The sequence below is a fragment of the Trinickia terrae genome, assembly GCF_005144415.1.
In the GTDB taxonomy this organism is placed as follows: domain Bacteria; phylum Pseudomonadota; class Gammaproteobacteria; order Burkholderiales; family Burkholderiaceae; genus Trinickia_A; species Trinickia_A terrae.
Map to the genome: position 1 here is coordinate 25,942 of NZ_SWJE01000029.1, position 25,623 is coordinate 51,564.

21 protein-coding genes are annotated in these 25,623 nt (G+C 63.2%); all 21 read left to right on the forward strand.

Annotated elements, in window-relative coordinates; genetic code table 11:
* Positions 1-232: 232 nt before the first annotated feature.
* The 21 genes from FAZ69_RS32220 (at position 233) to FAZ69_RS32320 (ending at position 25,419) form a co-directional block, all read left to right on the forward strand.
* Complete coding sequence (locus FAZ69_RS32220) at positions 233-1,567, forward strand: MFS transporter (RefSeq protein ID WP_439654818.1); 1,335 nt, start codon at positions 233-235, stop codon at positions 1,565-1,567.
* Between the two features lie 40 nt (positions 1,568-1,607).
* Positions 1,608-2,957 (forward strand): glucarate dehydratase, encoded by a 1,350-nt coding sequence (gudD, locus tag FAZ69_RS32225; protein ID WP_136899406.1) that lies wholly within the window; start codon positions 1,608-1,610, stop codon positions 2,955-2,957.
* Positions 2,958-3,008: 51 nt separating this feature from the next.
* Positions 3,009-3,926 (forward strand): 5-dehydro-4-deoxyglucarate dehydratase, encoded by a 918-nt coding sequence (gene kdgD, locus FAZ69_RS32230; protein ID WP_136899408.1) that lies wholly within the window; start codon positions 3,009-3,011, stop codon positions 3,924-3,926.
* Between the two features lie 405 nt (positions 3,927-4,331).
* Positions 4,332-5,621 (forward strand): quaternary amine ABC transporter ATP-binding protein, encoded by a 1,290-nt coding sequence (locus tag FAZ69_RS32235; protein WP_136899410.1) that lies wholly within the window; start codon positions 4,332-4,334, stop codon positions 5,619-5,621.
* Positions 5,618-6,502, forward strand: coding sequence for an ABC transporter permease (locus FAZ69_RS32240; RefSeq protein ID WP_136899412.1), 885 nt, complete (start codon positions 5,618-5,620; stop codon positions 6,500-6,502). Before FAZ69_RS32235 ends, FAZ69_RS32240 begins: the two co-directional genes overlap by 4 nt.
* Before the next feature lie 151 nt (positions 6,503-6,653).
* The gene (locus tag FAZ69_RS32245) at positions 6,654-7,535 is read left to right on the forward strand and encodes a glycine betaine ABC transporter substrate-binding protein (protein WP_136899414.1); all 882 of its coding nucleotides are present in this window, start codon (positions 6,654-6,656) and stop codon (positions 7,533-7,535) included.
* A gap of 154 nt (positions 7,536-7,689) precedes the next feature.
* Positions 7,690-9,003, forward strand: a complete 1,314-nt coding sequence (glyA, locus tag FAZ69_RS32250) for a serine hydroxymethyltransferase (protein WP_136899416.1) — start codon at positions 7,690-7,692, stop codon at positions 9,001-9,003.
* 48 nt (positions 9,004-9,051) lie between these two features.
* On the forward strand, positions 9,052-9,939 hold the full coding sequence (locus FAZ69_RS32255; protein ID WP_136899418.1) for a dihydrodipicolinate synthase family protein: 888 nt from the start codon (positions 9,052-9,054) through the stop codon (positions 9,937-9,939).
* Positions 9,940-9,944: 5 nt separating this feature from the next.
* Positions 9,945-11,276: an NAD(P)/FAD-dependent oxidoreductase gene (locus tag FAZ69_RS32260; protein ID WP_136899420.1), complete on the forward strand. Its 1,332-nt coding sequence runs from the start codon at positions 9,945-9,947 to the stop codon at positions 11,274-11,276.
* Between the two features lie 17 nt (positions 11,277-11,293).
* Positions 11,294-12,787 carry an aldehyde dehydrogenase gene (locus FAZ69_RS32265; protein ID WP_136899422.1) on the forward strand — a complete coding sequence of 498 codons (1,494 nt, stop codon included), beginning with the start codon at positions 11,294-11,296 and terminating at the stop codon, positions 12,785-12,787.
* An 11-nt stretch (positions 12,788-12,798) separates the two neighbouring features.
* The gene (locus FAZ69_RS32270; protein WP_136899424.1) at positions 12,799-13,569 is read left to right on the forward strand and encodes a pyrroline-5-carboxylate reductase; all 771 of its coding nucleotides are present in this window, start codon (positions 12,799-12,801) and stop codon (positions 13,567-13,569) included.
* A gap of 184 nt (positions 13,570-13,753) precedes the next feature.
* Complete coding sequence (locus FAZ69_RS32275; RefSeq protein WP_136899426.1) at positions 13,754-14,755, forward strand: LysR substrate-binding domain-containing protein; 1,002 nt, start codon at positions 13,754-13,756, stop codon at positions 14,753-14,755.
* 31 nt (positions 14,756-14,786) lie between these two features.
* A complete protein-coding gene (locus tag FAZ69_RS32280) occupies positions 14,787-15,821 on the forward strand; it encodes a GlxA family transcriptional regulator (RefSeq protein WP_136899428.1) in 1,035 nt (344 codons plus the stop codon).
* 75 nt (positions 15,822-15,896) lie between these two features.
* Positions 15,897-16,298 carry a cupin domain-containing protein gene (locus tag FAZ69_RS32285; protein WP_136899430.1) on the forward strand — a complete coding sequence of 134 codons (402 nt, stop codon included), beginning with the start codon at positions 15,897-15,899 and terminating at the stop codon, positions 16,296-16,298.
* Between the two features lie 62 nt (positions 16,299-16,360).
* The gene (locus tag FAZ69_RS32290) at positions 16,361-17,239 is read left to right on the forward strand and encodes a LysR substrate-binding domain-containing protein (RefSeq protein WP_169708839.1); all 879 of its coding nucleotides are present in this window, start codon (positions 16,361-16,363) and stop codon (positions 17,237-17,239) included.
* 168 nt (positions 17,240-17,407) lie between these two features.
* Positions 17,408-18,679, forward strand: coding sequence for an aromatic ring-hydroxylating oxygenase subunit alpha (locus FAZ69_RS32295; protein WP_136899432.1), 1,272 nt, complete (start codon positions 17,408-17,410; stop codon positions 18,677-18,679).
* Entirely contained in the window at positions 18,676-19,833 is a 1,158-nt protein-coding gene (locus tag FAZ69_RS32300) for an FAD-binding oxidoreductase (protein WP_136899447.1), read from the forward strand. Before FAZ69_RS32295 ends, FAZ69_RS32300 begins: the two co-directional genes overlap by 4 nt.
* An 86-nt stretch (positions 19,834-19,919) precedes the next feature.
* Positions 19,920-21,164 (forward strand): M24 family metallopeptidase, encoded by a 1,245-nt coding sequence (locus FAZ69_RS32305; RefSeq protein WP_136899434.1) that lies wholly within the window; start codon positions 19,920-19,922, stop codon positions 21,162-21,164.
* A gap of 297 nt (positions 21,165-21,461) precedes the next feature.
* A complete protein-coding gene (locus tag FAZ69_RS32310) occupies positions 21,462-22,613 on the forward strand; it encodes a porin (RefSeq protein ID WP_136899436.1) in 1,152 nt (383 codons plus the stop codon).
* Between the two features lie 69 nt (positions 22,614-22,682).
* Positions 22,683-24,245 (forward strand): methyl-accepting chemotaxis protein, encoded by a 1,563-nt coding sequence (locus FAZ69_RS32315; RefSeq protein ID WP_136899438.1) that lies wholly within the window; start codon positions 22,683-22,685, stop codon positions 24,243-24,245.
* An 85-nt stretch (positions 24,246-24,330) separates the two neighbouring features.
* Positions 24,331-25,419, forward strand: a complete 1,089-nt coding sequence (locus FAZ69_RS32320; protein ID WP_136899440.1) for a zinc-binding dehydrogenase — start codon at positions 24,331-24,333, stop codon at positions 25,417-25,419.
* The last annotated feature ends 204 nt before the right edge of the window (positions 25,420-25,623 follow it).

Genomic DNA, 25,623 nt, shown 5'->3' on the forward strand with positions numbered 1-25,623 from the left:
GATGTCTTCTGGTTATACGATGTCTCATGTTAAAGCGTGAGACATCGACTGGATGGAACGCCTTTGCACCATCACTCAAACGTAGATGTGCAAGGGTTAGCGGGTTTTGGTGAGGGTAAACGCTAGATTGGAAGCTTTATCCCGGAAACATAGAATGTCGTCAGACAACGTATAACATAATCTGCTGGCAAGCCGGATACGTTGCGATTCGATTGAGGCTATGGAGACAACCTTGACGTCCACACCCGCCACCCGCCCCGACGACCTGCTGGAATCCGCCAGCTCGAAGGTCAAGCGCCACGTGCTGCCGCTCTTCCTCATCATGTTCATCGCGAACTACATCGACCGCGTGAACGTCGGCTTCGTCAACACCTACATGCAGACCGATCTCGGCCTCTCCGCGGCGGCATACGGGTTGGGCGCGGGGCTCTTCTTCGTCGGCTACGCGATCTTCGAAGTGCCGTCGAACATCCTGATGCAGAAGTACGGCGCGCGCGCATGGCTCACGCGGATCATGGGCACCTGGGGCGTCGTCGCGGCAGCGATGGCCTTCGTCCACGACGACACCTCGTTCTACGCGCTGCGCTTCCTGCTCGGCGTCGCGGAAGCGGGCTTCTTCCCGGGCGTGGTGTTCTACTTCGCCCAATGGCTGCCGCAGAAGGAGCGCGGCAAGGCGGTCGCGATCTTTCTCGCGGGGTCGGCTTTCGCATCGGTGCTGTCGGGCCCGATCACGGGCGCGCTGCTCTCGATTCGCGGGTTCGGGCTGCACGGCTGGCAATGGATGTTCCTGATCGAAGGCGGCTTCTCGATCGTGTTGTGCGGCGCGAGCTGGGTGTTCCTGAAATCGCGCATCCGCGACGCCGATTGGCTCACCTCCGGCGAGCAGGCCGCGCTCGAGCGCTACCTCGCCGACGAGCAGGCCGAGCGCGAAGCGGCCACGGGCCACGACATCCCCGCCGTCAAGCTGCTGAAGGATCCACAGATCCTGCTCTTCTGCTTCCTCTATTTCGCGATCCAGCTCACGATTTACGCGGCGACCTTCTGGCTGCCGACGATCATCCGCAAGATGGGCGGGCTTTCCGATTTCCAGGTCGGCTTGTATAACGCGGTGCCGTGGCTGATCGCCATCGTCGCGATGTACTGCTTCGCGCTGCTGTCGGCGAAGTGGCGCTTTCAGCAGGCGTGGCTTGCGCTGGCGCTCGTGATCGCGGCCTGCGGGCTCTTCGTTTCCACTTCGACCGACCCCGTCGTCTCGTTCGTCGCGATCTGCTTTTCGGCGATCGGCTTCAAAGCGGCGTCGTCGCTGTTCTGGCCGATTCCGCAGGGCTATCTCGACACGCGCATCGCAGCCGGCGTCATCGCGCTCATCAATTCGCTCGGCAATCTGGGCGGCTTCTTCGCACCGGCCACGTTCGGCTACTTGCAGCAGCACACGGGTTCCATCACCGGCGGCTTGTACGGGCTTGCCGTGAGCTCGCTGATCGCGGCCGCGGCGAGCTTCCTCGCGCGCAACAAGCCGTCGCGCCGCGGTCCGATGGAGCCTGCTTTCCACGGCAACGCGCATTGACCGCGACGGACTCCTTCTCACTTTTCCAGGTACGACACCGATGTCAACGCAATCCCTTTCCTCGAACGCCACACCTGCTGTCATCGAGCTGCGCGTGGTGCCCGTCGCGGGCCGCGACAGCATGCTGCTGAATCTCAGCGGCGCGCATGGGCCTTTCTTCACGCGCAACGTGGTGATCCTGCGCGACAGCGCGGGCCATACCGGCATCGGCGAAGTGCCGGGCGGCGAGGCCATCCGCAAGACCATCGAAGATGCGCGGCCCTTCGTGGTCGGCCAGTCGATCGGCAACCCGCAGGCGGTGCTCAACCAGGCGCGCAAGCAATTCGCCGACCGCGACGCAGGCGGCCGGGGCCTGCAGACCTTCGACCTGCGCACCACGATTCACGCCGTGACCGCGCTCGAAGCGGCGCTCCTGGACCTGCTCGGCCAGCACCTCGGCGTGCCGGTCGCGGCGCTGCTGGGCGAAGGCCAGCAGCGCGACGAAGTCGAGATGCTCGGCTACCTGTTCTATATCGGCGACCGCAAGAAGACCGATCTGCCCTACGCGAGCGGAGCGGACGGAAGCGACGACTGGGAGCGCCTGCGCACCGAGGAAGCCATGACGCCCGAGGCCGTCGTGCGTCTCGCGGAAGCCGCGCAGGCCCGCTACGGCTTCAACGACTTCAAGTTGAAGGGCGGCGTGCTGTCGGGCGACGCCGAGATCGAAGCGGTGACCGCGCTCGCCGAGCGCTTCCCGAGCGCGCGTGTGACGCTCGACCCGAACGGCGCGTGGCCGCTTGCCGAGGCGATCCGTCTGTGCCGCGATCAGCACGACGTCCTCGCCTACGCGGAGGACCCGTGCGGCGCGGAAAACGGCTATTCGGGCCGCGAGGTGATGGCGGAATTCCGCCGCGCGACGGGCCTGCCGACGGCCACCAACATGATCGCCACCGACTGGCGCCAGATGGGCCACGCGATCCAGCTGCAATCGGTCGACATCCCGCTCGCGGACCCGCATTTCTGGACCATGCAGGGCTCGGTGCGCGTCGCGCAGATGTGCAACGACTGGGGCCTGACCTGGGGCTCGCATTCGAACAATCACTTCGATATTTCGCTCGCGATGTTCACGCACGTGGCCGCCGCGGCTCCCGGCAAGATCACCGCCATCGACACGCATTGGATCTGGCAGGACGGCCAGCGCCTGACGCGCGAGCCGCTGCAAATCGTCGGCGGCAAGGTGAAGGTGCCTCGGAAGCCGGGGCTCGGCATCGAGATCGACATGGACGAGCTCGAGAAGGCGCATGCGCTCTACCAGCAGCACGGCCTCGGCGCGCGCGACGACGCCATCGCCATGCAATACCTGATTCCGAACTGGCAGTTCGACAACAAGCGTCCGTGCCTCGTGCGCTGACCACGAGCTGCACCCTCCATCCAACATCACACGAATCACACGACGTTACCCATGACTACGCCACAAGAACTCAAGACGATCATCTCCGAAGGGCTGCTGTCCTTTCCGGTCACCGACTTCGATGCGCAGGGCGACTTCCGCGCAGACACCTACGCCGCGCGCCTCGAATGGCTTGCGCCCTACGGCGCGAGCGCATTGTTCGCCGCGGGCGGCACGGGCGAATTCTTCTCGCTGACCAAGAGCGAGTACTCGAACGTGATCCGCACGGCCACCGAGACCTGCAAGGGCAAGGTGCCGATCCTGGCCGGCGCGGGCGGCCCGACGCGCGTGGCGATCGAGTACGCGCAGGAGGCGGAGCGCAACGGCGCGCAGGGCATCCTGCTGATGCCGCACTATCTGACCGAGGCGTCGCAGGAAGGGATTGCGGCGCACGTCGAGCAGGTGTGCCGCGCCGTGCCGAAGATGGGCGTGATCGTCTACAACCGCGCGAACTCGAAGCTCAACGCCGACCTGCTCGAGCAGCTGGCGGATCGCTGCCAGAACCTGATCGGCTTCAAGGACGGCGTCGGCGAGATCGAGGCGATGGTGACGATCCGCCGGCGTCTCGGCGACCGCTTCGCCTACCTGGGCGGCCTGCCGACGGCCGAGGTCTACGCGGCGGCGTACAAGGCGCTGGGCGTGCCCGTGTATTCGTCGGCGGTGTTCAACTTCATTCCGAAGACGGCGATGCAGTTCTATCGCGCGATCGCTTCGGACGACCACGCGACCGTGGGCCGCCTGCTCGACGAGTTCTTTCTGCCTTACCTCAAGATCCGCAATCGCTGCCCGGGCTACGCGGTGAGCATCGTGAAGGCGGGCGCGAAGCTCGTGGGCCGCGATGCGGGGCCGGTGCGCGCGCCGCTCACGGATCTGACCGATGACGAGATGGCGCAGCTCGATGCGCTCATCGAGAAGCTTGGCGCGCAGTGACGTGATGCGTGCGTCGTGAAGTTGTGACGAATCCGATCCGCAACTGGCGCCTCGCGCAGCCCTGTTGCGGATCAACCTGCCTCACCTCGAGCGCCTCGAGCGCGCCGAACCGCGTCAGTACCCCTACAAAAAATCATGAGATAGGGCTGCGGATCGGGATATTCCCTAGGGCGCGGACTCGGGCGAGCACACGGCTGCATCGGCCCCAGCCCCGGCTTCCAGCCTGAAACCCGCGCAGATATTGGCTTCCCCGAAATCCCCTCGGCGCGATCGCTATCCGGCGAACGCGACACGCCGGGCATGCATTACCAGAGGTATGGAAAAAGGCGCAGAAAATGTAGCTGGAGGGGGCAAATTGGCTTGATACGCTGGGATCCATGCACTGAACACCTAAGGGATGCCAGCATGACCCCGAATCTGACATTCGCGCCTGAAGACGTGATACCGCCAGGCGCGATCAATGCGGAAGCCGTCCCCTCGGCAGCCCGATCCATCGCGGTTTCCGGGACCGATATCCTGACAGTGAGACACCTGTCGAAGATCTTCGGCCCGAAACCCGAGCGTGCTGCCGAGTTGATCAAAGAGGGGCTCGGAAGAAACGAAATCTTCGAGCGCACCGGCAACATGGTGGCGGTCAACGACGTCAGCCTCAACGTCAAGGCGGGCGAGATTTTCGTCATCATGGGCCTCTCCGGTTCCGGGAAGTCGACGCTCGTCCGGCTGCTCAACCGGCTGATCGAGCCGACCTCCGGCCAAGTCGTTCTCGAAGGCCGCGACATCGCGCCGATGTCCACGCTGGAGCTGCGCGATGTCCGCCGCAAGAAGATGGCGATGGTGTTCCAGTCGTTCGCGCTCCTGCCGAATCGCACGGTGCTCGACAACATCTCGTACGGGCTCGAAGTGGCCGGCATGAAGAAGGCGGAGCGCTACGAAATCGCGCGGACCGCGCTCACGCGCGTCGGCCTCGGTTCGTACGAAAAGCTGCTGCCCGGCGAGCTGTCGGGGGGCATGCAGCAGCGGGTCGGCCTTGCGCGCGCCCTGGCGGTGAATCCTTCGGTGCTGTTGATGGACGAAGCGTTCTCCGCGCTCGATCCGCTGATCCGCTTCGAAATGCAGAGCGAACTGCTGCGGCTGCAGAAGGAGGAGCAGCGGACCATCGTCTTCATCTCGCACGACATCGAAGAGGCCATCAAGATCGGCGGCCGCATCGGCATCATGAAGGACGGTTGCCTGATTCAGGTCGGCACGCCAGCCGAGCTCATCCAGTCGCCGGCGAACGACTACGTGCGGGACTTTTTCCGCCATGTCGACGTGTCGCGCTTCCTCAAGGCTTCCAGTCTGCTGACGAGGGTCGATCGGGGGCTGATCTCCTGCGACGCCGGCGCGCCCGCGGAGCGCTACCTCAATCAACTGATCGACAGCGGCGCCGAGTGTGGCTACGTCTGCGACGAAGCGGGCCGGTACCAGGGCGGCGTCACGCCGGCGTCGCTGCACAAGGCCGGTTCGCGTCCGATCCGAGAAGCGTTGCTTCCGGACCTGAAGGCGGTGTCGCTGGATGCGGATCTGCATGAGCTCGCGGCGATCGCCCTGAGCCAGGAGCATGACGTGCCGGTCACCGACACGGCAGGCAAGCTCGCAGGCGTGGTGTCCTGCCGGACGATACTCAAGCAAGTCATGGAGCGGAGAGCAGCATGAATTCGTCAGTCATCGGCAAGTTTGCAGAGGATGCCGTCAACTTCCTCTTCCATCATTTCCGGGGCGGCTTCGACGCGTTCTCCGCCGCACTGGGGGCGGTGGTCAAGCTGCTGGAGGATGGGCTCGGGGCGATTCCGTTCGTCGCCATGCTGGTCATCCTGGTGGCGTTCGCGTTGTGGCGCCGCGGCATCGTGTTTTCGGTGTTCGTCGGCCTCGCGCTGCTGGCGATTCACTACATGGGTTTGTGGACCCAGACCGTCTCCACGCTGGCGCTCGTCATTGCCGCGACCTTCTTCAGTTTGATCATCGGCGTGCCGCTCGGCATCTGGGGCGCTCGAAACAAGCGGGTGGAAATGATTCTGCGCTCGCTGCTCGACTTCATGCAGACGATGCCGGCATTCGTCTATCTGATTCCGGCCGTCATCCTGTTCGGCTTGGGGAGGGTTCCGGCGGTGATCGCAACCGTCGTGTTTTCGATGCCGCCGGTGGTGCGCCTCACGACGCTGGGCATTCGGCAGGTTCGCGAGGAGCTGCTGGAGGCTGGGCGCTCGTTCGGCAGCACAGATGCGCAACTTCTCTGGAAAATCCAGCTGCCGAACGCGATGCCGTCGATCATGGCCGGTGTGAACCAGACCATCATGATGGCGCTTTCGATGGTCGTGATTGCCTCGATGATCGGTGCGGGCGGCCTCGGCGAGTACGTTCTGAGCGGCATTCAGCGCCTCGACATCGGCATCGGCTTCGAGGGCGGCCTGGGCGTCGTGCTGCTTGCGATCGTGCTGGACCGCTTGACCGAGAGTTTCGGCGTCAAGGCGAAGAAGAAAGCGAAATCCGTTTCGCGAGCGCCGAAAACGGGAGCAAGCGGTGCGGCTCATACCTGACGGGACGTCGGCAAGTCGAGTAGGACTGATGGTGCAGTGAAGTTGAAGAGGCCTCGTTGACAGAGGCCTTGAAGAGGCGGGGGACCCGATACGCTACGTGGCAGCGTCCGTCACATTGTTGAATCGTTAATCGATAAAGAAGGAGTACTACATGGAACGCGGTTTATTGAAGTCGCTTCTCGCGAAGCTTGCGATATCGGCGGTCGTTGCCTTGGGCGCCGGCGGTGCGCCTGCGATGGCCGCCGAGCCGGTGAAAATGGCGGTGACGAATTGGGCCGACGTCCTGGCCGTGGCCAACGTCGCCAAGTACGTGCTCGAGACCAAGCTCAGTCAGCCGGTTCAGTTCGTGCAGGCCGACATCGGCATCCAGTATCAAGGCGTCGCCCGGGGAGACCTGGACATCATGGTGGGCGGCTGGCTGCCGGTCACGCATGCGACCTACTACGCCCGCTACAAGAACGACATGGACGACGTCAGCGTCATCTACACGGGCGGCAAGAACGGCTGGGCCGTTCCGGCCTACATCCCGGAGTCCGAGCTGTCGTCGATTTCCGACCTTAACAAGCCGGAGGTCAAGAGCAAGCTCAGCGCCACCATCCAGGGCATCGAGCCCGGCGGCGGCTTGATGCAGGCGTCGGAGAAGACGATCCAGTCCTACGACCTGGCTGGCTACAACCTGCAATCGTCAAGCGAAGCCGGCATGCTCGCCGGGGTGTCGCGCGCTTACCAGTCGAACCAATGGATCGTGGCGACGGTATGGAGCCCGCATTGGCTCTTCCAGAAGTGGAAGATGCGCTACCTGAAGGATCCGAAAGGCACGCTGGGCGGTGAAGAGCAGGTCCATGCGTTTGCGTCGAAGCAGTTTGCCGGCAAGTTTTCTCGGGCAGACGTGTTCTTCAAGCACTTCAAGCTGACGCTGGCCGATGTCGAAGCCGTCGAATTCGACGGCAACAGCTCGAACGACTACGCGGCCGCGGCGAAGAAGTTCGTCGACGCGCATCCGGACAAGCTGAAAGCCTGGTTGCAGCAATAAGCCGAAGGTTCGCTCTCCGTGGGCCGGGGCATTGCCGAGGCTCGCGGAGAGGCAGCGTTTTGCTTGTAGTCGGGCGGGCTTGAGAGGGCCCGCCGCGCCAATGATTTCTCAGTTTTCCAGGGCCTGTTTCACACGATTCTTTCCGGAGTGACCAGTGAACGAGAACTCGCGTTTTTTTTCTGAAACGCTCCAGAGCCGCGACCCCGTCATCGCATCGGAGATTGCGCTGGAGTTGCGCCGCCAGCAGACCCAGATCGAATTGATCGCTTCCGAGAACATCGTCTCGGCCGCCGTGATGGAGGCGCAAGGCACGGTGCTCACCAACAAGTACGCGGAAGGCTATCCGGGCAAGCGGTATTACGGCGGCTGCGAGCACGTCGATCGCGTAGAGGCGTTGGCCATCGATCGTGTGAAGGCGCTGTTCGAAGCCGAGTACGCCAACGTGCAGCCGCATTCCGGCGCGCAGGCCAACGGCGCGGTGATGCTCGCGCTCGTCAAGCCGGGCGAAACGGTCATGGGCATGTCGCTGGATGCGGGCGGCCACCTTACGCACGGCGCCCGGCCGGCGCTTTCCGGCAAGTGGTTCAACGCCGTCCAGTACGGCGTGAGCCCGGAAACCTACCGCATCGACTACGACCAGGTTCGCAGGCTGGCGCAGGAGCACCGTCCGAAGCTCATCATCGCGGGCTACTCGGCCTATCCGCGGGCGCTCGATTTTGCCGCTTTCCGCGAGATCGCAGATAGCGTCGACGCCATGCTGATGGTCGACATGGCCCATATTGCCGGCATCGTCGCAGCCGGAAGGCATGCGAATCCACTCCGTTTTGCAGACGTGGTGACGTCGACCACGCACAAGACGCTGCGCGGGCCGCGCGGCGGCTTCATCCTCACCAACAACGGCGACATCGCCAAGAAGATCAACTCGGCCGTGTTCCCCGGATTGCAAGGCGGCCCGCTCATGCATGTCATCGCGGGCAAGGCGGTGGCGTTCGGTGAAGCGCTTCGTCCGGAGTTCAAGAGCTATATCGACCAGGTGCTGTGCAACGCCCAGGTGCTCGGCGATGTCCTGAAGTCCGGCGGACTGGACCTCGTCACGGGCGGAACCGACAACCACCTGTTGCTCGTCGACCTGCGCGCCAAACGGATCACGGGCACGCAGGCCGAAAAGGCGCTGGAGCGCGCCGGCATCACCTGCAACAAGAACGGCATCCCGTTCGACACGGAAAACCCGACCGTGACCTCCGGAATCCGGCTCGGCACGCCCGCCGGCACGACGCGCGGATTCCGCACCGCTCAGTTCGAGCAGGTCGGTGAAATGATTCTTGAAGTCCTGTCGGCGCTCGCGCGCGAGCCCGACGGCGACGAGCAGGTCGAGCGCGCAGTGCGCGCCCGCGTGAGAGACCTGTGCAGCCAGTTCCCCATCTACTCACATGCGGAGGCGTTCGCGGCCGCAAGCAGCGGCCGATAGCGGCCGTGTCGATGACCTGTTTGACGATAACCGAAGAGAGAAACCGAAATGAGCTTCGAGGGCGTACATACCCCGCTGGTGACACCGTTCAAGGCGGACGGTGAAATCGACCATGATTTGCTCGGCAGGCACGCCGCCGATCTCGCAGGCCGGGTTTCGGGCCTAGGGGTCGGTGGAACCACAGGCGAATACTACGCACTGAGTTTCGAGGAGCGAGTCAAGACATTCAACACGGTTGCCGAGGCAGCCGGCGGCAAGACGTATCTGACCGCGGGTATCAACGCGACCACGACTCGGGAAGTGATCCGGCTCGGCCAGGAGGCGAAGCGTGCGGGCCTGCCCGCGTTGCTGGTTGCCGCTCCTTATTATGCTCAGCCGACGCAGGAAGAACTCCTCGCCCATCTGCTGAAGGTGGACGATGCGCTCGACATGCCGATCATGCTGTACAACTTCCCGGCCCGCACCGGGACGGAGATCAGCGACGGCGTCCTCGCGACGCTGCTCGAGCGGCCGAACTTCATCGCCATGAAGGAAAGCACGGGGGACGTTTCGCATCTGCATTACCTCGCCACCCATTTCAAGGACAAGCTGGTGCTCAGCTGCGGGATGGACGACCAGGCGCTCGAGTTCTTTGCGTGGGGCGCGAAGAGCTGGGTCGGCGGGGCCTCGAATTTCTTGCCGGAAGCGCACACGGCGCTCTTCGATGCGTGCGTCGAGCAAGGCGACTTTGCATTGGGCCGCGAGCTGATGGCGCAACTGCTGCCCGTGCTCGAACTGCTGGAGCGCAGCGGGAAATTCATTCAATACGTTCGCTACGGTTGCGAGCTGGCGGGAGTGCCCGTTGGTGTCGCCCGTGCGCCGCTCGGCACGCTGTCCGACGACGAGCGCAGCGCGTTTGCGAAGCTCGTCAAACCGCTGTTGCGCAACGTTCAGTAATTTGCATGGCCTCGAAACTGGAATTCATGCGGTTTCCCGCTCCGGACGGCGTGAACGGGTGGTGGGAGAGTCTGCCGCCGCCCGCGCCCGCCGAGGCGGTGTCGTCCGAGCGCCGATATGACTGGGTTGTCATCGGCGGGGGCATTACGGGGCTATGCGCGGCCCGCCGCCTGGCGGAGCTTGCACCCGAGGCCTCGATCGCGCTGGTCGAGGCGGACCGCATCGGACGCACCACCGCCGGGCGCAATTCCGGCTTCTTCGTGGACCTGCCGCACGACATCAGCAGCGAGAGCTACTCGCGAAGCGTGGAAGCGGACAAGGCGGACGTGCGGCTGCAACGGCATGGAATCGACTACGTGCGTTCGGTCGTGCGTCAGCACGGCATCGAATGCGACTGGCGGGACGACGGCAAGTTTCATGCGTCGGTGAACAAGAAGGGGCAGGCGGCGCTTGCCCAGTTCGCCGAAGGCTTGACCCGTATCGGCGAGGCATTCGATTGGCTCGACGAGGCGGCCATCGCCAAGGTCACCGGCACCGGCTTTTACTGCGGCGCGCTGTTTACGCCGGGGTGCAGCACGGTTCAGCCGGCTGCCCTGATGCGCGGCCTGGCGTCGACCTTGCCGTCAAGCGTGAAGGTCTTCGAGTTGAGCGCGGTAAAGGGAATCGAGCATCGCGGCGATACCAAAGTGCTGAGCTTCGCCAGCGGCAAGATCACGACGAAGCGGGTGATTCTCTGCACCAACGCCTACGCGGCGACGTTCGGGGGACATCCAAATGGTTTGCTGCCCGTCTACACGTTTGCGTCCATGACGCGCGTGATGAACCCGGACGAGGTCATGAAGCTCGGCGGCGCGCGGTCGTGGGCGCTGATTCCGGCAGATCCGATGGGCACGACCGTGCGCCGTTTGATCACCGGCCGCATTTGCGTGCGCAACCACTTCGCGTTCAGGCCGAGCCTCGAAGTGTCCGAGGCCGACCTCGCGAAGGCAAAGAGTCTGCATCAACGCTCATTCGACCGGCGCTTTCCGATGCTGAAGAACGTTGAACTGGAATACACGTGGGGCGGGCCGCTGTGCCTGTCCACCAACAACGGCGCACTGTTCGGACAGCGAGGCGACGGTGTTTTCGAAGCGGTCGGCTGCAATGGCCTCGGTCTGAGCCGAGGGTCCGCGTCGGGCAAGCTCATCGCGGAGTACGCGCTCGGGCAATCGAGCGACCTCGTGCGTCAGCTTCTGAATCAGCCGCATCCGCGTTCACTGCCGGTGCGTCCGATTGCCGACGTCGCCGTATCCGCTGCAATCTGGGTCAAGGAATTCACGGCAGGAGCCGAGCTTTAATTTTCGAGGACAAGACAATGGCGACTTATCAGGAATGGAAGCAGAAGGCGGAAACGCTGTCGCTGGATGGCCGGGCGTTCATCGCCGGGCGACGATGCGCGGCCGCTTCGGATGAGACGTTCCGGACGCTCAACCCGTCGACCGGCAAGGTATTGGCCGATATCGCGAAGTGCGATGCCAAGGATGTCGACCGGGCGGTCGTCGCGGCTAGAGAGGCGTTCGAAAGCGGCGTGTGGTCGAAGGCCGCGCCTGCACAGCGGAAAGCCGTGCTGCTCCGGCTGGCGCAGTTGATCGAGGAGAACGCCGGGCAGCTCGCGCTTCTCGAAGCGCTCGAAGCGGGCAAGCCGATCAGCGAGTGCCTCGGTCTGGACATTCCCGAGTCGGCGGCCTGCATCCGCTGGCACGCCGAAGCCACCGACAAGCGCTACGACGCGCTGTCGCCGTCGGGCCCGAGCGTGGTGAGCATGATCACCCGCGAGCCTATCGGTGTCGTGGGCGCGGTGCTGCCCTGGAACTTCCCGGCGCTCATGCTGGCCTGGAAGATCGGCCCGGCGCTATCGGTGGGCAACAGCGTCATCGTGAAGCCTGCCGAGCAGACGTCGCTGTCGACGCTGCGCATCGCCGACCTCGCGTTGGAAGCCGGCGTGCCTGCGGGTGTCTTCAGCGTCGTCACCGGCTTCGGAGAAGATGCGGGTCAGGCGATCGGGCGCCATGCCGACATCGACCTGGTCGCCTTCACCGGCTCCACGGAAACGGGCAAGCGCTTCCTGCGCTACTCCGCCGACACGAACCTGAAGCGTGTCGTACTGGAATGCGGCGGCAAGAATCCTCAGGTCGTGCTGCCCGACGTCGCGAATCTCGACCCCGTCGCCGAGAATGCGGTTGCCGCCGCGTTCTGGAACATGGGCGAGAACTGCAGCGCCGGGTCGCGCATTCTGGTGCCCGCGAGCAGGAAGGCCGAATTGCTGCAGAAAGTCCAGGCCGTGCTGGAAGGCTGGAAGACCGGCGATCCGCTCGACCCCGACGTGAAGCTGGGTTCCCTGATCGAAGCGCAGCACTATGAAAAAGTGCTCGCTCACATCGAGAAGGCGAAGGCGGAAGGCGCGCGCGTGGTGTGCGGCGGCAAGGCGACGCTGACCGAAACCGGAGGGTGGTTCGTCGAGCCGACCATCTTCGACAACGTGACGCCCGAGATGAGCATCGCGCGCGAAGAAGTGTTCGGCCCGGTCGTCTGCTTTATCGAATACGGCGACGTCGACGACGCGGTGCGGATCGCCAATGACACATGCTACGGCTTGGCTGCGTCGCTCTGGACGGACAACGTCAACCACGCGCACAAGATCGCGGCGCGCATCCGGGCGGGTACGGTGACGGTGAACTGCTTCGGCGAGGGCGACCTGTCCACGCCGTTCGGCGGCTTCAAGCAATCGGGCTTCGGCGGCCGCGACAAATCGATCTACGCCCATGACCAGTATTGCGAGCTGAAGACCACTTGGCTCAAGCTCGACTGAAGGCATTCGACATGCGACTTGGATTCATCGGAACCGGCGTCATCACGCAAGCGGTCGTTACCGGCCTGATCCGGTTCGGCGTTCCATTCGAGCGGATCGCGCTGTCGCCCCGCAATGCGGAAACCGCCGCGGGGCTCGCTGAGCTCGATGCGCGCGTGCATGTTTGCGCAAGCAACCAGGAAGTGCTGGCAACATCCGACGCGATCTGCCTTGCCGTCGTGCCGCAAATCGCGGCCGGCGTGCTGAGCGGACTCGAGTTCGACGCACGCCATCACGTCATCAGCTTCATTGCAGGGATCAAGATCGATGAAGTGCGCAGGCTGGTCCGCACGGCGAGCAAGGTCGTGCGCGCCATCCCGTTGCCGGCGGTCGCCGAGGGCAAGGGCAGCACGGTGATCTGTCCGGCAGACGATCTCGCGAAATCGCTTTTCTTGCCTCTGGGCGAGGCGGTCGAAGTCGATAGCGAAGGCAAGTTCGACGCGCTGTCTGCCGCGACGGCGACCATGGCGAGCTTCTATGCGGTCCTCGAAGCCCAAGCGTCGTGGCTGGTCCGGCAAGGGCTCCGGTATGAAGACGCGCGCGCCTTTCTGTCGGGCTACTGCGTGGGCCTGGCGCACGGCACCACGCGGACAGCGCAACCCTTTTCGCTCATGGCCGAAAGTTGCATGACGCCGGGCGGCATCAACGAGCAGGTTCATGCCGAGCTATCGCAGCGGGGAACCTACGCGCACTATGGCGACGCGCTCGGCCGGGTCCTCGATCGGATCGAAGGCCGCGCGTAGAGGGCCGGGCCCGGCCTCGGGTTGACCTCTCTTGCCAGCAAGCGGGGGGACTAGCAAACTATTTTCGTCTGAGGTGTCTCGGCTGGGGCGCGATCGCCGCGTTGTCACGGGGCAATGCGGTTGCATCGACCGGCAAAGAGCCCGTAGGACGCTCTCGCGCGTATCCGCTTGGAAGGTGATAGCCATGCAAAAGAAGCAGTTGTTCGCCGACAGACTCCTAGCCCAGATGCCGTCGTTGCGGGCGCTGAGATGCTTTGTCACCGCGGCGCGATATGAGAGCTTCACGCAGGCGGCGGAGGTGCTGTGCGTGACCCAGGCGGCAATCAGCAGGCAAATCAAGGAGCTCGAGGATTCGCTCGATGTCGCGCTGTTCGAGCGCACCGGCCGGCACATTGCGCTGACCGACGCCGGCCGCATTCTCTACAACGCGTCGTATCTCTCGATCATGAACATCGCGGAGGCGGCCGAGGCCGTGCGCCGCTCGGACAAGCATGCGCTGACGATCTGCGTCTCGCACACTTTCTCCGCCTTGTGGCTCTCGTTCAGACTGCCGCTGTTCCGCAAGCGGTTTCCGGATCTCCGGTTGCACGTGATGGTGACGGAGCATTTCATGGAGCTGGATGAGCTCATGGAACCCGACATCATCATCACCAAGAATCCTCCACGCGAGGCGGAGTACGAAGTCGAGCCGCTTTTCCACGACATCGTCTATCCGGTCTGCAGTCAATCGTTCCATGAACGCCATTTCCGTGGCAGGTCGCTGAAGCCGCTGGACCTGCTGTCGCATCCCACCTTGAATCTCTCCTTGCTGGGGCGAGCCCAGGTTTGTGAGCATGTCGATTGGCGCGTATGGCGAAACTGGTTTCAGCAAAGCGATGGCTCGGACCGGCTAGTCGAGAACGAGCATCTGGAGAGCAACGACTATCGCCTCCTGGTTGCGCAAGCCGAAGCAGGCGAAGGCACCCTGCTTGGCTGGCATCACCTCGTGCATCGTCAGGTGGAGCAGGGACTTCTGATTCGGCCGGTTCAGGATGCGCTCGTGTTTCACGATCGTCATCACTACCTGATCACGCACAAGAACGCCAAGCTGCGGCCCGAGTACCTGCAGTTTCGCGAATGGCTCGGCGAGGAAGTCGGCGCGATGATGCGCGAATGGCACGGCGCCGAAGCGGAAATCGTCAAATAGCGCTTGCCGGCATCGAGTCGCAGGCAGTCCCATGCTCAGCCACCCTATCGCTTCCCAAGCCGAAACCGCCCGGAGAATCCGCTTTGGAATCGTGCTATTGCCCAACTTCACGCTGACCGCGTTTTCCGGCTTCGTCGACCTTCTCAGGCTCGCAAGCGACGAAGGCGACATGAGCCGGCCGGTTCGCTGCTCATGGACCATCGTCGGGGAATCTCTTGTCCCGGTCAGAGCCAGCTGCGGAATCCAGATTGCGCCTTGGACGACTTACGAGGAAGCCGGGTCGTTCGATTACGTCGTGGTCGTAGGGGGCTTGCTGCATTCGGGGCCATCGGCAAGCGAAGCGACGCTGCGGTTCATTCGCGCAGCGGCCGATACGTCCGCGACGCTGGTCGGCATCTGCACCGGCGTGTTCGCCTTGATGCGAGCCGGCGTGATGGACGGGTACCGCATGTGCGTCAGCTGGTTCCATTACTGGGACTTTGTCGAACGCTTTCCAGGGGCCGACGAGCGCAAGCTGGTGGCGGACCGGCTGTTCGTCATCGACGGGCGGCGCATCACGTGCTCGGGAGGCCGGGCATCGATCGACGTGGCTGCGGCCATCCTGCTGCGGCACGTCGAAGCGACGATCGTGCAAAAGGCGCTTCGTATCCTGCTTGTGGACGATGCGCAAAAGAGCCATGCCCCGCAGCCCTATCCGCCGGGACTCGAGCCCGCGACCCATCCCAAGGTGAGGCGAGCGATCTTGCTGATGGAGCAGCACATCGGTCAGCCGCTGAGTCTGGTGGAGCTTGCGCGGCGTCTGGAGGTATCGGTGCGGCAGCTCGAGCGCCTGTTCACGCTCGAAACGGGGAAATCCCCAAACGCATACGGGCGGCAGATTCGAATCCGGATGGCGTCCTGGCTGCTGACGAGTTCCGATCGGACGGTCGCCGATATCGCAACGTCCTGCGGCTTCTCGGATGCTTCGCATCTTGGCCGCGAGTTCAGAAAGGAGTTTGGCGAATCGCCGCATGCCTATCGTGTGGCGCGAATGCAGAGTCATGCGCCTGCATTGGCCGCTATCTAGCGCAAGAGCCCAAAAGCCCTTGGCGCTCAACCGGCAAGTTTTTCCTTTACACAATCCCATCAAGGAAACGACACGATGACCACGAAGCACGTCGGCGATGACATGGAGCCTCTCGCCGGATTGAAGGTGAAGGATGGACGCCGCTGGTATTCGATCGACGCGCGCGACTGGCGGCCGATGATGATCGGCGATACGGCACTTCCCGGCTTTTCCTGGATTCCGGTTGCGGAGGACGAGGGCGGCGCCTGGACCAGCTACTGGATGCGTCTCGAAGCCGGCGCGCGCTCGTTCGAGCATCGGCACGACTCGACCGAGCTGATTCTGATTCTCGACGGCGTGTTCACCGACGACGACGGCACCGATTTTCATCCGGGTCAGACGGTGTCCTATCCCGCCGGCTCGCGGCATAGCACTTCTTCGGCGGAGGGATGCACGGTGCTGGTCGTTGCGCGCACCGATTCGTCGATCGTCGCCTAGCGAGCCTCACCTTGAAAGCGATAAGCACAAGAACAAAGGGATACCGGCGGCTGATCCCGTCGATGACGGCTCTGGTCGAGTTCGAGGCGGTCGCGCGGCTAAGCAGCTTCACCGTCGCCGCCGACGAACTCGGCGTCACGCAAGCCGCGGTGAGCCGCCAGGTCAGGCTTCTGGAGGAGACACTCGGCGTCCGGCTTTTTCACCGGCTGCACCGGTCGATCGTGCTCACCCCCGAAGGCGAGGCCTTGTACCTTGTCGTGGCCGAATCCATGCAGAAAATCGCCGGTGTGTTCGACCGGTTGTCGAGCGGCACCGAACAGCAGGAGCTGGTGCTGGCGGCCACTGCCGCGTTCTCGCATTTCCGTCTCTTACCCAGGCTGGCAGCGCTGAAAAAATCTCAGCCGCACATGCAGTTACGGCTGATCACACAAATGTTCACGGCCGACTTGCGGCACAAGGAGGTCGACGTCGCAGTCCGGTTCGGCAATGGCAGATGGAGCGACGGCACGGCGACCTTGCTGTTCGACGAAGAGGTGTTTCCGGTTTGCTCGCCGGGCTGGCTCGCGGCGAACACGATGCCGGACTCGCTTGCGGACCTCGCCGGTACCGCGCTCATCGAGTCCGACTCCACGTCGGAAGGCTGGATGGGATGGGAAGAATGGTTTCATGCCGTCGGCGTTCGACCGCCGAGACTGCATTTCGCATTCAGTTTCAGCTTGTACACCGACGCGATTCAGGCCGCGCGCTACGGACAAGGTATCGCGCTCGGCTGGGGACGCCTGGTTCACGATCTGCTGGCTGCGGGCGAGCTCGTGCGGCTGCCGACGGCCTCCTTCAAGGTCAGCGATGCGTACTTCGCCGTCGTTCCCCATGGCCGCACGATCACTCCGGCAATCGGCGGCCTGATCGACTGGTTGCGCGAGGACGTCGTTGCACATTGAGGCGTGCCGCCTCGGACTGCGAAGCTCGCGGGCGATCCGCTCTTCGCATAACTTCAAGTCATGCGAACTGGAAAATATAGCGCGTTGACGCTCTTTTTCGTTCCTCCAATACTGAAATCGTAACGGGATGCATGGGCATCGCGGCAATTCAAAACGTTGGAGAGAACGATGTCTGAGACGCTGATCAGAACGCACGGCGAACTCGTGCGCAGCCGTCGACCCGGTCACGGCATGCCTGGCGAGCTATTCGGACGCCAGGACGTCTTCGAGAAAGACGTCGAGATTTTCTTCCACAAGCACTGGATTCTCGTAGGCGTGACGGCGGACGTTCCCGAACCGGGCGACGTCTCGGCGGTCGACATCGGAAGCGCTTCCATTCTCATCGTGCGCGACGACGACGAAAACATCCGGACCTATCGCAACATTTGCCGGCATCGTGGTGCTCGCCTGAAAGAAGCGGGGAAGTCGACGGTCGGCATGCTGGTTTGCCGCTACCATCAGTGGACCTACGGCCTCGACGGCAGCCTCCGTCATGCCACCCACATGGGAAAGGACTTCGACGCGGCATGCCGCAGCCTGATTCCGGTGCATACCAGGATAGTCGGCACGCACATTTTCATCTGTCTCGACGACAATCCGCCGAAGGACATTGCGAGGCTCGAGGAGGTCATGGCCCCGCGCTTCGCGCCGTATGACCTTCAGTACACGAAGATTGCCCATGAAGCGGAGATCATCGAGAACGGCAACTGGAAACTGGTGATCGAGAACAACCGCGAGTGCTATCACTGCGCGGGCACTCACCCGGAGCTGACCGCATCCTTTTTGCCGGAGGACTTCGGTTTCTGTCCGGACAACCTCAGTGAGGAATCGCAACGGGCTCTCGATGCCTATCACGCCCGCAATGCAGCGTGTCAGGAAAGCTGGGGGAGAGAGGGCTTCGTCGGCGATGCGGTCGAATGTCTGGACGAGGGCGTCGCAACGCAGTTCAGAACGCAGCGGCTCGTGATCGCTGGGAACGGCGAGTCGCAGACGCTGAACACCAAAGTCGCGAGCACCAAGCTCTTCGGCAACCTCCAACGCCGCGACCTCGGCGACACTCACCTGTGGACCCACAATTCGTGGACTCATGTCATGAGCGATCACGCGGTGATCTCGTACATCATCCCGCTCGCTCCGGACAAGACGCTGGTGCGCACGAAGTGGCTCGTCCATGCGGATGCCGTCGAGGGTATCGACTACCGGCTTTCCGATCTGACGGAAGTCTGGGTCGCAACGAATGCACAAGACGCTGATCTCGTCGCCATCACGCATCGCGGAACACAAGACCCGGGTTACATCCCGGGACAGTTCTCGCCGTTCACCGAAACGTACGTCGAGCAGTTCTCGCGGTGGTATGCATCGCGGCTGAACGCGCACGGCATTTGCGCCGCATTGCCATGACTTCCGCTGCAAGCCTTTGCATTGTCGAGCCGGTGCAGGCCGAAGCCGATCGCTTCACGAGCGCCGGCACGTGGGAGCGTGCCGGCGCTGCGTGGACCAGCGAACAGAAAAAGCGGTTGATCTGTTGCCGAGTGTTTGCGGAGACGCACGACGTGAGGACCTTTGTGTTCAGTACCGAGGAGGGTTTGCCAATCAGCTTCGAGCCTGGGCAGTTCATCACCGTGTCCGCCGAAATCAAGGGACAGCCGGTCACGCGCTGCTACACGATTTCGTCGCCTCCCACCCGGCCGTACACACTGTCCATTACGGTCAAGCGCGTGCCGGGGGGCGCGATGTCGAACTGGCTGCATGACAGCCTGAAGCCAGGCGGCGTCTTGCAGGCCCATGGTCCTTCAGGGGTGTTTACGCCAACGTCGCATCCGGCTGCGAAATCTCTCTATCTGTCGGCCGGCTCCGGGGTGACGCCGCTGATGTCGATGACGCGCGCCAGCATCGACCTCGGGCTCGACCGGGATATCGTGTTCGTTCACAGCTCGAGGACGCCGGAGGACATCATCTTTCGCGACGAGTTGCGGAGGCTCGCGGCCGAGTCGAGCCGGCTCGAGGTCATCCACGTGTGCGAAGCCGTCGGCAACGAGCCGGACTGGAAGGGACCCGTCGGCCGGTTGAGCCTGGAACTCCTGCTGCAAAGGGTGCCCGATTTCAAAGAGCGCGAGGTCTTCACGTGCGGGCCGGCCGGCTACATGAACGCTGCGAAAGATATCCTGCGCCGCGGCGGCCATGATCCGTCCCGCTACCATCAGGAGAGCTTCGACATTGGCGCGGCAGAGGTCGAGCGCGATGCGCGGCAGGCGGCCGCGACGTCAAATCCGGTTGCCGCGGAACGCCGGCAGACCTACACCGTCCGCCTTGCCCGCTCCTCGTCGACCTTCACGATCGACGATTCCCAGACCGTGCTTGCGGCCGCGAAGCAAGCCGGCGTCGCCGTGGCGTCGTCATGCAGCCAGGGAATATGCGGCACCTGCAAGACCAGGCTCATCGAGGGCACCGTGGACATGCGGCACAACGGCGGCATACGTCAGCGCGAGATCGACAAAGGCATGCGCTTGCTTTGCTGCAGCCGGGCAACATCGGATCTCGTGCTCGACCTGTAGGCGCTTTGCGCTACGAGCCGGCATTGCCTAAATGACGGCTTCGCAACCAGGCGAGTGGTTGGCATTCGACGCAAAGCGGAGAAGCGATGTTCAGCGCAGAACACATCAATAACGCCGAAGCGGTAGATGCGGCCGGCGGATCGGCCGATCCGGAAAACGATCTTCCGGGACGCGTGAGGTCATATCGTCTTGGCCGGGTTCGCAAGCAACTGCTGGATCACGCGTGTCCTGCGGTTTTGCTGTATGACTCTGTCAATATCCGCTACGCGACCGATTCGTCCAATATGCAGATCTGGACAGGGCGAAATCCGTCACGCTACGTGCTGATATTTGCGGAGGGCCCCATTGTCGCTTGGGAATTCCATAACTGCGAGCACGTGTGGAACGGACTTGATCCCATCGACGAACTCCGGAGTGCGACCTGCTGGAATTACTTTAGCGCCGGTCCGGAGTCCGCGCGGCGAGCCAAGCAGTGGGCGCGGGAAATCGCCGACCTGATGCGGCGGCATGCGCCGATGGACACGCGCATTGCGGTCGACAGGCTCGATCCCGAGGGGACGCACTGCCTGCGCGAACTCGGCATCGAGGTCCTGGACGGACAAGCCATGCTCGAGCAGGCCCGTTCGGTCAAGTCGGATGACGAGTTGGTGCTCGTCATGGAGTCGATTGCGGCGTGCGAGCACGGCATGCAGCGCATGTATGAGGAACTCAGGCCCGGAATGACGGAGCAGGAGCTATGGGCGTATCTGCATTTCGAGAGCATCCGGCGGGGAGGGGAATGGATTGAAACGCGCCTGCTGTCATCGGGACATCGCACGAACCCCTGGATGCAGGAGTGCAGCGGAAAGATCATGAACGAGGGCGAGTTGCTGGCCTTCGATACCGACCTTGTCGGCCCCAACGGATATTGCGCCGATATTTCCCGCACGTGGACCGTCGGCCATGTACGTCCGACGGACGAACAGCGGCGTCTCTACGCCACGGCATACGCCCAGATTCACATCAACATGGAGCTTCTGCGGCCCGGCATGACGTTCCGCGAATTTTCCGAGCGGAGTTTCAGGATTCCAGAGCGCTATCTGAAGAACAGATACAGCTGCATCGCACACGGCATCGGCATGGTGGACGAGTATCCGTCGATTGCTCATCGGATCGATTGGGCTGGATCCGGATACGACGGGAGCTTCGAAGCGGGGATGACGATCTGCTTGGAAAGCTATATCGGAGCAGAAGACGGAAGGGAAGGCGTGAAGCTCGAACAGCAGGTCTTGCTGACGGAGAGCGGTTGCATGCCGCTTTCTACGTTCCGATTCGAAAGCGATTGGTTGTGACAGGCTTTTCGGCGAATGCCGTACTGCCGCCATGCATTACCCGATGTATGGCAAAGCACTAAGAAAATGTAGCGGGATAGGCTAATTTGTCTTGATACGCTGCCATCCACCTATTGATGATCAGGCGCGCTTTGGCGCAACGTCAAAGCTTCCGACGCCCGGCACGACATTCCAGGAAACGTTGAGCACGGCTTCGCGATTCAGGATAACTACCTGAACGAGGGACGCCGGTTTGTGTTCGCGGGTGGCAAATCGCTGTTGATCGGAAATTCAATATTCTTGTTTGGAGACTCCAATATGCAAAAAATAAAGCTGCTGGCATCGGCATTGACGATGACGCTTTCGGTCCCAGTTTTTGCGCAGAACAGCGTCACGCTATACGGGGTGATCGACGAAGGTCTCGTCTACACGAACAACGCGGGTACGGGGCACGCCTATCAACTGGAAAGCGGCTATGTGCAAGGCAGCCGTTGGGGCCTGAAAGGCTCGGAGGATCTGGGCGGCGGCCTCAAGGCGGTCTTTCAGCTCGAGAACGGGTTCGACCTGAACACCGGCAAGCTCGGCCAGGGCAGCCTGGAATTCGGCCGGCAGGCGTACGTGGGTCTTGCGCAAGACACGTACGGCACGGTCGCGCTCGGGCGGCAATACGATTCGCTGGTCGACTATCTGGCGCAGACCACGGCGAACGGGAACTGGGCCGGCTATCTGTTTTCGCACCCGTACGACAACGACAATACGGACAACACGTTCCGCGTGAACAATACGGTCAAGTACACGAGTCCCACCTTCGCGGGGTTCCAGTTCGGCGGCACCTACAGCTTCAGCAACGCAACGAACTTCGCGAACAACCGCCAGTACAGCGTGGGTGCGCAATATGCAACCGGCGGCCTGTTGCTTGCGGCCGCCTATCTGCAGGCGAACAACCCTTCGTCGACGGCTTCGGGCGCGATCAACAACGGCGGCGACGAGAACTTTGTCGCAACGCGCCTGCGCGTGTTCGGCGCGGGCGTCAACTACACGTTCGGCAGCGCCACGCTCGGGTTCGTCTACACCAATACCGACGTTGACCAGCCGCTGAGTTCCGGCTATGTAGGCACGATTACTCCGGCTAACGGCGCAACCCTGTCGTCCCTCAAGTTCAACAATTTCGAAGTCAACGCGAAATACCAGTTCACGCCAGCGTTCTACGTCGGGGCCGAATATACCTACACGCGAACGAGCTTCAACGCGACGAGTGGGACGTTGCACCCGAACTACCAGTCGGCCGGCCTGATGGCGGACTACAACCTGTCGAAGCGCACCGATGTCTATGCCCAGGGAGCGTACCAGCACGTCGGCGGCGACGAGACCGGCACGGTTCTCGACGAGGCTTATGTTCCCGGGGCTGCCTCGACGTCGTCGACGCGCTCGCAACTCGTCCTTCGGGTCGGCCTGCGCCACAAGTTCTGAGCGGCCGTGCCGATGCCGGGATTGCCGCCTGCCCGGGATGCAGGCGGCGCAGCCCCATCAACGGAGGGGATGGTGAAACGTTTCTTGCAAAGCATCAGGTTCAAGATCTTTGTCACGTTCGGCGTGTCCGTGACGCTGATTGCGGTCGTCGGTGTTTTCGGTGCAGCGGGCCTGTCGAGGGTGAACTCGAACATGCGCGATTCCTATGCCGGGAACACAGGCCCGATCGCGGACCTGTCGGACGTGCGTGCGGCGCAGCTCGATATCCGGCTCCAGCTTCACCTCATCGAGATGTTTCGCGATCCGGGCCGCACCAAGGCCGGCATCGAACAGATTCGCGGCGACCAGAAAGCCATCGACAGAGCGTGGAAGCACTACTATCCGGACGGCGTTTCGGGCGAGAAGGAGCATGCCGTCGCCGATCGAATCAAGAACCTCTTGCCGCAGTTCAATGACTTGACCGAGCAAGTGATCCATGAGCTGGCTGCCGGCAGCTACTTCGGCGCCATGCCGCTGGTGGACAGCCACGAGGAGATCGCCGGATCGCTGGCGAAACTGATCGATGAAAACGCCGCGCTGAACAAGGAGCAGGCGCAGCAGTTCGCGGAGGACAGCGATTCGATTTACCGGGCCATTCTTGTGACCTCTATCGCGCTCGTGAGCTTAGGCATTGTCACGGGAGCGGGTCTGGCTTTCTATCTTTCGGGCGCCGTGACCAGACCGCTCGAAAGGGCGGTGTGGGTAGCGGATCGGATCGCCGGCGGAACGTTGGGAAACCCGTTCGACGGAAAGGTCTCCCAGGACGAGTTCGGGCAGTTGCTTCAGGCGTTGAAGAAAATGGATCGGCAACTCGGCGATACGGTGAGCGGCATCATGGCCAGTACCGAAACGGTCAATGTGGCGGCGCGGGAAATCTCGAGCGGGAATGCCGATCTGTCCGTGCGAACGGAGGAGCAGGCGGCGTCATTGGGAGAGACCGCATCGAGCATGACGCAATTGACCGAGACCGTCAGACAGAATGCCGACAATGCGCGGCAGGCCAACGTACTCGCTGCGCGCGCGAGCGATATGGCCGACGCGGGCAACGGCGCCATGCAGGGGATGGTCAGAACGATCGAAAGCATCAGCGGAAGCTCGACGAGAATTTCGGAGATCACCGGCGTCATCGAGGCGATTGCATTCCAGACCAACATTCTCGCCTTGAACGCGGCGGTGGAGGCCGCGCGCGCCGGAGAGCAAGGGCGCGGCTTCGCGGTCGTGGCGAGCGAGGTGCGCAGCCTCGCGCAGCGCTCGGCGGCTGCGGCGAAGGAAATCAAGGAACTGCTCGGCTCTTCCGTGGAGACGATTCAGGTCGGCGCGAAACAGGCGATGGAAGTTGGGGCAACGATCGGCGAAGTGATGCAGGCGATCAAGCAGGTGTCGGACATCGTGGGTGAAATCGCTTCGGCTTCTGAAGAGCAAAGCCGGGGCATCGAGCAAATCCACTTGGCCGTGGTGCAGATGGACGAGGTGACGCAGCAAAACGCGGCACTGGTGGAGCAGGCCGCCGCCGCGGCGGAATCGCTTCAGGAGCAGGCGATGAACCTCGGTCATGCCGTGGCTGTCTTTAAGCTCGCGGATGCGAGCGTTTAGACGTCGAAAGCTGCGATTCCACTTTTAACTTCGGTAGCTGCCGCCTAAAGTTCTACGGTCTCCTTGACCCGAAGCGGAGAACCCGATGAAAGCCTGGCTATTGGACGAACCTGGCAAGCCGCTCGCATTGCGCGACATTCCCGAACCGGCGACGCGCCCCGGCGCGGTGCTGGTCCGGATGGAGGCGGTGCCGCTCCTCACCTACACGCGTGCGTATCTCTCCGGCAAGCTGCCCTACGCCTACCCGCCGGCGCCGTTCTCGCCCGGCACCAACGGCATCGGGCGCGTGTCGGCGGTGGGCGAGGGCGTGCGCTCGTTTCGCGCCGGCCAGCGCGTGCTCGTGAATCCGTACTGGATCGCGAACGAAACGGTGCGCGACCCGGCGCAGGTGCTGATCGGCCTGACCGGCATCAGCCCGGACAGCGCGCCGCTGCAGGCCGATTTCCCGCACGGCACGCTGCGCGAGCTCGCGGAGTTTCCCGCTTCGACGATCGTTCCGCTCGCTGGCCTCGAAGACGTCGCACCCGAACGCCTCGCCGCGCTCGCCAAGTTCGCGGTGCCGTTCGGCGGCTTGCGGCGCGGCAGGCTGGCCGCGGGCGAGACGGTCGCGATCAACGGCGCGACCGGCTACTTCGGCTCGGCCGCCGTGCTCGGGGCGCTCGCGATGGGCGCGAGCCGCGTCGTCGTGCTCGGGCGGCGCCGCGAGGCGCTGAGCCCGCTCACGCGCTTCGGCGGCGGCAGGGTGGTGCCGGTCGCGCTGACGGGCGACACCGAGCGCGACGCGGCCGCGATACGCGAGCACAGTCAGGGCGGCGTGGATCTCGCATTCGATATGGTCGGCCAGGCGAGCGACGCGAGCTCGACCGTCGCCGCGCTCATGAGCCTGCGCCGCGCCGGACGTCTCGTGCTGATGGGCAGCATGCAGGTGCCGCTGCCGGTCCCCTACGCGCAGATGCTGCGCAACAACTGGGAGATCATCGGCCACTTCATGTACACGCCGGCCGACTATCTCGCGCTGGTGGCGCTCGCGGCGTCGGGGCAATTGCCGCTCGATGCGGTGGAAGTGCGCACGTTCGCGTTCGCGGATCTCGAAGCGGCGATCGATGAGGCCGAGCATATTCAAGGGCTGCAATCGGTGGTGGTCAGCGCGTCGGTGGGGCGGGCATGGGGGTGAGGGGCCGGTCTTCGCTTCGATGACGCTCATCCCGTCCGCGTGCTGCGCCGTGTGAACGAGCCGGACTGCCTCAAGCCCAGCCGAACGCCGTCAGGACCATGTCGATCAGCTTGATGAACGGGAACGGCAGCAGGATGCCGCCAAGGCCGTAGACCAGCAGATTGCGGCGCAGCAGCGACGCGGCGCCGAGCGGACGGTACTTCA

Excerpts from the sequence above, each read along its gene's own strand:
- FAZ69_RS32240 (WP_136899412.1), top strand. The coding sequence starts at position 5,618 with ATGAATTCGTCAGTCATCGGCAAGTTTGCAGAGGATGCCGTCAACTTC.
- FAZ69_RS32310 (WP_136899436.1), top strand. The coding sequence starts at position 21,462 with ATGCAAAAAATAAAGCTGCTGGCATCGGCATTGACGATGACGCTTTCG.
- FAZ69_RS32275 (WP_136899426.1), top strand. The coding sequence starts at position 13,754 with ATGCAAAAGAAGCAGTTGTTCGCCGACAGACTCCTAGCCCAGATGCCG.
- FAZ69_RS32235 (WP_136899410.1), top strand. The coding sequence starts at position 4,332 with ATGACCCCGAATCTGACATTCGCGCCTGAAGACGTGATACCGCCAGGC.
- FAZ69_RS32305 (WP_136899434.1), top strand. The coding sequence starts at position 19,920 with ATGTTCAGCGCAGAACACATCAATAACGCCGAAGCGGTAGATGCGGCC.
- FAZ69_RS32295 (WP_136899432.1), top strand. The coding sequence starts at position 17,408 with ATGTCTGAGACGCTGATCAGAACGCACGGCGAACTCGTGCGCAGCCGT.
- FAZ69_RS32285 (WP_136899430.1), top strand. The coding sequence starts at position 15,897 with ATGACCACGAAGCACGTCGGCGATGACATGGAGCCTCTCGCCGGATTG.
- FAZ69_RS32290 (WP_169708839.1), top strand. The coding sequence starts at position 16,361 with ATGACGGCTCTGGTCGAGTTCGAGGCGGTCGCGCGGCTAAGCAGCTTC.
- FAZ69_RS32260 (WP_136899420.1), top strand. The coding sequence starts at position 9,945 with ATGGCCTCGAAACTGGAATTCATGCGGTTTCCCGCTCCGGACGGCGTG.
- FAZ69_RS32315 (WP_136899438.1), top strand. The coding sequence starts at position 22,683 with ATGGTGAAACGTTTCTTGCAAAGCATCAGGTTCAAGATCTTTGTCACG.
- FAZ69_RS32320 (WP_136899440.1), top strand. The coding sequence starts at position 24,331 with ATGAAAGCCTGGCTATTGGACGAACCTGGCAAGCCGCTCGCATTGCGC.
- kdgD (WP_136899408.1), top strand. The coding sequence starts at position 3,009 with ATGACTACGCCACAAGAACTCAAGACGATCATCTCCGAAGGGCTGCTG.
- gudD (WP_136899406.1), top strand. The coding sequence starts at position 1,608 with ATGTCAACGCAATCCCTTTCCTCGAACGCCACACCTGCTGTCATCGAG.
- FAZ69_RS32300 (WP_136899447.1), top strand. The coding sequence starts at position 18,676 with ATGACTTCCGCTGCAAGCCTTTGCATTGTCGAGCCGGTGCAGGCCGAA.
- FAZ69_RS32265 (WP_136899422.1), top strand. The coding sequence starts at position 11,294 with ATGGCGACTTATCAGGAATGGAAGCAGAAGGCGGAAACGCTGTCGCTG.
- FAZ69_RS32245 (WP_136899414.1), top strand. The coding sequence starts at position 6,654 with ATGGAACGCGGTTTATTGAAGTCGCTTCTCGCGAAGCTTGCGATATCG.
- FAZ69_RS32255 (WP_136899418.1), top strand. The coding sequence starts at position 9,052 with ATGAGCTTCGAGGGCGTACATACCCCGCTGGTGACACCGTTCAAGGCG.
- FAZ69_RS32270 (WP_136899424.1), top strand. The coding sequence starts at position 12,799 with ATGCGACTTGGATTCATCGGAACCGGCGTCATCACGCAAGCGGTCGTT.
- FAZ69_RS32280 (WP_136899428.1), top strand. The coding sequence starts at position 14,787 with ATGCTCAGCCACCCTATCGCTTCCCAAGCCGAAACCGCCCGGAGAATC.